7 protein-coding genes are annotated in these 7,027 nt (G+C 64.4%); 5 read left to right on the plus strand and 2 right to left on the minus strand.

Annotated elements, in window-relative coordinates:
• From ACWELQ_RS32985 to ACWELQ_RS33005, 5 genes are all read left to right on the plus strand, one after another.
• A partial coding sequence (locus tag ACWELQ_RS32985; protein WP_452400949.1) for an enolase C-terminal domain-like protein occupies positions 1-532 on the plus strand: 532 nt, incomplete at its 5' end.
• Positions 529-1,116: a bifunctional 4-hydroxy-2-oxoglutarate aldolase/2-dehydro-3-deoxy-phosphogluconate aldolase gene (locus ACWELQ_RS32990; protein ID WP_452400955.1), complete on the plus strand. Its 588-nt coding sequence runs from the start codon at positions 529-531 to the stop codon at positions 1,114-1,116. The genes ACWELQ_RS32985 and ACWELQ_RS32990, both read left to right, overlap by 4 nt.
• Entirely contained in the window at positions 1,113-2,024 is a 912-nt protein-coding gene (locus ACWELQ_RS32995) for a sugar kinase (protein ID WP_452400950.1), read from the plus strand. The genes ACWELQ_RS32990 and ACWELQ_RS32995 overlap by 4 nt, the downstream gene beginning before the upstream one ends.
• Positions 2,021-2,884 carry an SMP-30/gluconolactonase/LRE family protein gene (locus tag ACWELQ_RS33000; protein ID WP_452400951.1) on the plus strand — a complete coding sequence of 288 codons (864 nt, stop codon included), beginning with the start codon at positions 2,021-2,023 and terminating at the stop codon, positions 2,882-2,884. The genes ACWELQ_RS32995 and ACWELQ_RS33000 overlap by 4 nt, the downstream gene beginning before the upstream one ends.
• Before the next feature lie 44 nt (positions 2,885-2,928).
• Positions 2,929-4,845, plus strand: coding sequence for a DUF5107 domain-containing protein (locus tag ACWELQ_RS33005; RefSeq protein WP_452400952.1), 1,917 nt, complete (start codon positions 2,929-2,931; stop codon positions 4,843-4,845).
• A gap of 306 nt (positions 4,846-5,151) precedes the next feature.
• Here ACWELQ_RS33005 and ACWELQ_RS33010 read toward each other — a convergent pair whose 3' ends face one another.
• Positions 5,152-5,604, minus strand: a complete 453-nt coding sequence (locus tag ACWELQ_RS33010; RefSeq protein ID WP_452400953.1) for a hypothetical protein — start codon at positions 5,602-5,604, stop codon at positions 5,152-5,154.
• Between the two features lie 121 nt (positions 5,605-5,725).
• Positions 5,726-7,027: right-handed parallel beta-helix repeat-containing protein (locus ACWELQ_RS33015; RefSeq protein ID WP_452400954.1), on the minus strand; the 1,302-nt coding region annotated here is incomplete at its 5' end.

A 7,027-nucleotide genomic window follows, 5' to 3' on the forward strand; every position in this document is an offset into this window, starting at 1 on the left:
GCCGCTGTTCGTCGAAGAACCCCTACTTCCCGAATTCTCCGCCGATCTGGGTGAGGTCGCCGCCGCCACCTCGATACCAATCGCCGCAGGGGAACGCTTGTTCTCCCGGTGGCAGTTCCGCGACGTCCTCCCCCACTTGGACGTCGCTCAGCCCGACCTCTCACACGCCGGTGGAATCTCGGAGGTCCGGCGCATCGCGGCGATGGCCGAGGCCCACGACGTCGCCATCGCGCCGCACTGCCCGCTCGGGCCCATCACCTTCGCGGCCTCGCTCCAGATCGACTGCGCGATCCCCAACTTCCTCATCCAGGAACAGGCGCTGCAGATCGGCTACCCGGCGGGTGAGGAGCTGCTCGACTACCTGGTCGACACCTCCGTATTCACCTTCACCGACGGATACATCAACCGGCCGACGGGTCCGGGACTCGGCATCGAGGTCGACGAGAAGGCCGTGCGCCGTGCGGCCGAGAAGGGTCACGCCTGGCGCAACCCGTCCTGGAAGCATGCCGACGGAAGCTTCGCCGAGTGGTGAACCTGCTCCAACTCCTAGTCACCCATCAGGTCATGGCTATCGTTCGGGCCCGAACCTCCGATTGCGCCAAATCCATTGTCACTGACCTGACGACCCAGGGGATCCGACTGATGGAGATCAGTCTCAACACCCCTGGGGCACTCGACCTCATCGCTGACTGCGCTGCCGAACTCGACACAGTTGGCGCCGGGACTGTGATCTCGGTGCAAAACGCCCGCGACGTCGTAGCGGCAGGGGCAAGCTACCTGGTCACCCCAGTGATCATCCCGGAGATCCTGGCCGAGGCCGACCGGCTCGGTGTTCCGGTCCTGTGCGGAGCCTTTACTCCGACCGAAGTGCTCGAGGCGTGGCAGCGCGGAGCCACCGCGGTGAAGATCTTCCCCGCTTCACTGGGTGGCCCGGCGTATCTCGAGGCGTTGCGCGCCGTCCTGCCCGACATCCCACTTGTTCCCGTCGGCGGAGTTGAAATCGACCAGATATCAGGCTATTTCGGCGCAGGGTCGATCGCGGTGGGCCTCGGATCCCCCCTTACCGGCGGTGACATCGCCGAACGTTGCGAACGGCTCCGGAAGGCCCTGCCATGACGGAGGTCTTCCTAATGGGCGAGGCGCTGGCCGTGGTTGCCACCGATCAAGGGCTGCGCCACGCCGACCAGGCCCGACTCGACATTGCCGGAGCGGAATTCAATGTCGCGGTCGGCCTCGCTCGCCTCGGCCATTCGGCTGCATGGCTCGGCGTCCTCAGCGCCGATGCCCTGGGCACACGGATCGCGGCAACCCTGCGCGGCGAAGGCGTCGACATCGCTGATTGCGCCGTCGACGACTCCGCCGCGACGGGGGTCATCCTCAAGGAGACGCTGATCGGGCGCGTCACCCGCACGTCCTACTACCGGACCGATTCCGCCGGATCCCGACTGTCCCCACTGCATCTACCCCGTGGCCGGATCGCCGGGGCGAAGATCCTGCACCTCACGGGCATTACTCCTGCTCTTTCGTCCTCTGCCATGGATGCGGCATGGATCGCTGTGCGCGATGCGCAGGCAGGCGGAACGACGATCTCGTTCGACCTCAACTATCGCGTCGGTCTCTGGCCATCGGCGCGAGAAGCGGCGCGAGTACTGACAGAGTTCACCGCCTGCGCCGATATCGTTTTCGCCAGCACGGACGAGCTCGACCATGTGGCGAGCGTGTTGCCCACGATTCCCGAGCTCGTCATCACCCGGGGTGGCGAGGGCGCGAGCGCCCAGATCGCCGGTCGGACCTACAACGTGTCCGCCCACGACGTCCAGGCCGTGGACACTGTCGGCGCGGGCGATGCCTTTGTTGCCGGTTATCTCAGCGGCGTTCTCGATGGCCTCGATCCCCAGGACCGCCTTCACCGGGGCAGCATTCTCGGCGCCTTCGCGGTCGGGTGCCACAGCGACTGGCGTGGCCTGCCGGACCGGGCGCAACTCAGCCTATTCGACCACGAAAATGGAGCATCGCTTCGATGAACTCGGCAGGTATACGACACCTCCACGCGGACATCGCCGTCGAGACCCCCGCCGAACTCGGCGAAGGCGCGTCCTGGGATGCCGACCGCCATGAATTGATCTGGGTCGAACTCACCGCCGGCATCATCCACCGCTGGAATCCCGACACCGGGCAGGACAACGCGGTCTATTCACCGGTCCCAGTCGGGTCGGTTGCCCCGCGCGCTTCCGGAGGGCTCATCGCCGCCCGCGCCCACGCCTTCTCTACCTGGGACGAGACAGCTGGCTGGATCGATCTGCCGAGCCCCGAGATGATTGGCGACCTGAAATTCAACGACGGCAAATGCGACCCGTCCGGAGCATTCTGGGCCGGAACCATGACCCAGAACAGCACCAGCACCGCCACGCTGTATCGCCTCGACCCCGACCACACGCACAGTCCCGTCCTTGACGGCTTGACTGTCTCGAACGGATTGGCCTGGACTCCGGATGGCGAAATTCTCTACCACGTCGACACCCCAACCCGCCGCATCGACGCGTACACGCTCACCGATGGAGCCGCGCACTCCCGCCGCGCGCTGACCGCCATCACCGCGGGCGACCCAGATGGCATGTGGATCGACGAGACCGGCGCGTTGTGGGTGGCCCTCTGGGACGGCGGTGTAGTCCACCGTTACACCCCGGACGGCGACCTCGACACCGTCGTCCATGTCCCAGCAATCCGCCCGACCAGTTGCGCCTTCGTAGGCGAACGCCTTTACATCACCACCGCCCGCGGCTGGCTCTCCGAGGATGCTCTGAGCACCTACCCGTTATCGGGCTCTCTCTTCGTCTGCACGCCCGGCGTCACCGGACCGGCCGCCGTCGCCTGGCGAGGCTGACCGGTCACGACGCCCGATATTCGTCTCCTGAGGACCGCTTTTACATGAGTACGCTGCAGACCAGTACCGTCCGCCTTCCCGCCGCGGCACATCCGGCCGAGTCGCTCTTGCCGATCCTGCACGGGGTCACGGAGGCGACCCCTCGATTCGACGGTGCCGACCGGCAGCTGGCCGTCAATCTCGGCTACGGCCGCCCGCACAGTCTGCTGCCCTACGGATCGCAGAGCCGGTACGACAGAGACCGAGTCGAACGAGATGTTCCCTCGGTGGAGCTGGAGAACGAGGTCTTGAAGGCCACGTTCCTGCCCGACTGGGGCGGACGGCTGTGGTCGCTCGTCCACAAACCGACGAAACGCGAACTGCTGCATCGCAATCCCATTCTCCAACCGGCCAACCTGGCGCTGCGCGACGCCTGGGTGGCCGGTGGCGTGGAGTGGAATCTCGGCACCACCGGCCACTGGCCGCTCACCTGCTCGCCGCTGCACACCGCGGCGGTACGGCGACCCGACGGCACACCGGTGCTGCGGATGTACGAGTTCGAGCGAATGCGTGGACTGATCATGCAAGTGGATGCGTGGCTGCCCAGCGATACCGACGTCCTCTACGTCCATGTCCGGCTGATCAACCCGTCCGACCGCGCGGTACCGGCGTACTGGTGGTCCAATATCGCGGTTCCAGAGACCGAAGGCACCCGGGTGCTCGTGCCCGCCACCGATGCATACCACCTCGACAACACCGGCTGCCTGACCAGGATCCCCTACGCGGACGGTAACACCACCCCGCCCGAGAACGCCGCCGAATTCTTCTTCGACATCCCCGAGGGGCGTCGGCCGTGGATCGCCGCGCTGGACGCCGATGGACGCGGCCTCATGCACACCTCCACCGGACGCTTGCACGGCCGCAAGCTATTTCGCTGGGGCGAGGGGCCGGGCGGACAGACCTGGCAGCGCTGGCTCAGCGGCCCCGATGCCCGCTATCTGGAAATCCAAGCCGGGCTCACCACAACACAATTGGAGCATGTGCCGATACCGGCCGGTGCGCAGTGGACGTGGCTGGAGGCATACGGTCTGTTGGACGCTTCCCAAGGAATCAACTGCCCCTGGCCACAAGCGTGCGCCGAGACCGAAGGCGCGCTGCAGCGACTGATCCCCCGGCACCGGTTGGACGCCGACTGCCAAGAGGCCCGATCCTGGTTGGACACCGAGCCAGAAAAGGTCCTGCATGTCGGATCCGGCTGGGGTGCGCTGGAGCACCATGCGGGAACACTGCCCGATCTCCCGGGGCTGCCGTTCTCCAATGACACGCTGACCGACCAGCAACAGCCCTGGCTGAGTCTCGTGCAGACCGGCCGACTGCCGGTGAGCGACCCGCCCGCCGCCGCCATTGCCGGACCAATCTGGCGACACCTGCTGGAGGCCCACGAGCCCGACTGGCACTCACTGCTACATCTGGGCCTGGCCCGGCACGCCGAGGGTGATACGGCGGGCGCGGCGCAGGCCTGGTCCGACTCCCTCGACCTCGCTCTCACCCCGTGGGCGCTGCGCCACCTCGGCGAACTGGCAAGACTCAATGGGGACTTGTCCACCGCGGTTGGCGCCTTGACCGCCGCACACCGCCTCGCACCGGACGAAACCGACCTGACCATCGAGACACTGCGCCTGTTACGCGACGCCGGACACCCAGCCGAAGCGCTGGAAATCATCGACACGCTCCCCCCCGACACCAGGGCAATCGGCCGCGTTCAGCTGATAGAAGCTCAGACCGCCTTGGCCACCGGCGATCTGGACCGGTGCGGCCTGCTCCTCGACGCTCCGCTGACGATCGCGGACCTCAGAGAAGGCGAAGACTCGCTGGACGACCTTTGGTTCACGTATCAGCAAGCGCGACAAGGACTCTCGCGCTGCAAGGCGGTTCTCCGCCATCCCCTGCCAACGTATTACGACTTCCGCCCGCACCCCTGATACCTACAACCGACCGGCTGATTCTGCCGATTAGACCTGATTCCGGACCGACCGGCACAGCTCAGGGGGCGATGGCGGTGCGTGCGTGATGGGTGCGGCGCACGATCAAAGCTCTCGAGCTGGTCGGCCCGCCCTCCGTGGCAGCACATGGTCGCTGCGGACTAAGGTACCTGTTCACAAACCGATCGGTTGGCTGCACGGGCGTTTTGCGCCACTTCGGCGGGGCCGCTCGCACCAAGGTCACAACGTCAAGCGTTCTAGACGCCTCATACCCGAGAGATGTTCGCGGACACCGGGTTACGTCGACTACCTGCCCTCGCGAATGCCAACCACGCTCAGGCCGAGCAACATACCGATCGGCCTGGGAGAAGCCCCGTCCAGCAGGTGACCGACGCCCCGCAACTGCTGGTCGAAGAAGGCGACTGGATACGCTCGTTGGAAGGCAAGCGCACGATCGGGCGGGATGGTGCCGACCATTCCTCGTATTTCCTCCGGCGAAATGCCCGCGAGCGGTAATGCGATCGGTATGAGTTGAGCGTCATCGCCGAAGGAGTTGTGGGCCGCACCTTTCAGCGTCAGTCCGAGTCGCCATCCGCGAAGATTCGACCAAAACTGCTGTAGGAGAACATTGGTGGCCATGCCACCCTTACCCTCGGTGCCCACCACGAGGAAGGGGCGATCCAGACCGCCCTCGACAACCGGTCCGACGCCTCCACCGTCCAGACCCATACCTGCCTTGATACGTCCGTCGGCATACATCGCCGCCGCTGTAGTGGCGGCACCGAGAGAAGGGACTGCCCCGAGTTCGGTTGACTCAATGACCTGCCCGGGGGCAGTCCCCACGGATGATCCGAGGTTGTTTTCTTCCGCCGGGCTGACGCTAACTCTTTAGCTCGTTGGCACGGCACACGATCGAGTGTGTGGTGTCGGCATCGTAGAAGAGACTGGGAGCTTCAATGTCCTTCTGCGTCGTCCAGACATTGCCTTCCACCCAGAGGTCGGTTCCCAGCTCGGCGCGAATGCTGCCGCGCATCTTCTCCGCAACCGGCGCCTCCTCGAGATTCGTCACGAAGTTTTTCCTGATCACCAGGCTCTTGAACGAGGAGGCTGCTACTGCGGGGCCCGACATTTCTGTAAATTTGTTCTCCTCGAGCAACACTCCATCGAGCAGAGGATACGCAGTGCTGGCGCCGCGGACCGTCGCGCCTAACTCAACGACTGGTCCATCGTCGATTCCCATGGAATTGGATGACACGAACTCGTTCCCCCGGATGATGACGTTGCGCGCGCCGAAGCCCTCTGCCCAGAGACCCGGGGACACGTCTGGTTTCAGAAGCATGGCGGCGAACTGGTTATGAAAGAAACGGTTATCTTCGACGAGCCAGTCGGCGCTGTTGCACAAGACGCCTCGCGCCCGATTCTCGTGGAAGTAGCAATTGCGAACAATGACATTGTGTGAACCATAGCGTCGATTGAAGAGAATGGCGTCATCGGCGATGCGCCTGGGAAGCTTCTGGCTGAAGATCAGTGTGACTTCGCTCTTCTCGGAGTCCACGGCGGCAGATTTCAGCTTGGCGGTAAAGCCGGTCGGCGATAGATCAGCGTTGCGGAGCTCGACTGGATCGCCAGCCGAGAAAGGACTTTGCCATTCGACGATGTCAGTTGCGACCAGGGTGTAGTCATCCACGCGGCGGACACCCATGTGGATATTGTCGTGAATGTTCACGCAGTCGTCGCCCATGAAACTGAACTCGCATTGCTCCAGCCGGATGAAACCTTGCGACTGCATGACATGAAATCCGTCGGCCGTGGTGGTGATGGGACGGCGCTCGTTTGCTGGAGGAGCGACGCGGCAATTGACCAGCTCGAAGTGATGCTGATCGCCGCCAGTGACGAATCCCTCGCCAGGAAACGTGTAGATGTTCACGTTGCGGAACGAGAGATGGGAATTGCCGTCCATGACAACGGCGTGCTTTTCGTAGGTGTAATGGCGCAGTAGGTAAAGGTGGCCTACGATGGGGTTGATGGGATCGGTTGGCCACACGCGCACCGTTTGCGCATCGAGCTTCTCAATCTTGGTGGGTGCGAAGCCGTCGAACTCCGTGCCGGCGCCCGGCGCACGCAGCTGTCCTGATACACCTTCTCCTTGGACACGGCATGTTCCGGATGCGTGAGCCAGTCC

This window comes from Nocardia sp. NPDC004722, assembly GCF_053601505.1.

Bases quoted from the DNA above. Each gene is read 5' to 3' on its own strand.
- ACWELQ_RS32995 (WP_452400950.1), top strand. From the start codon at position 1,113: ATGACGGAGGTCTTCCTAATGGGCGAGGCGCTGGCCGTGGTTGCCACC.
- ACWELQ_RS33000 (WP_452400951.1), top strand. From the start codon at position 2,021: ATGAACTCGGCAGGTATACGACACCTCCACGCGGACATCGCCGTCGAG.
- ACWELQ_RS33005 (WP_452400952.1), top strand. From the start codon at position 2,929: ATGAGTACGCTGCAGACCAGTACCGTCCGCCTTCCCGCCGCGGCACAT.
- ACWELQ_RS33010 (WP_452400953.1), bottom strand. From the start codon at position 5,604: ATGTATGCCGACGGACGTATCAAGGCAGGTATGGGTCTGGACGGTGGA.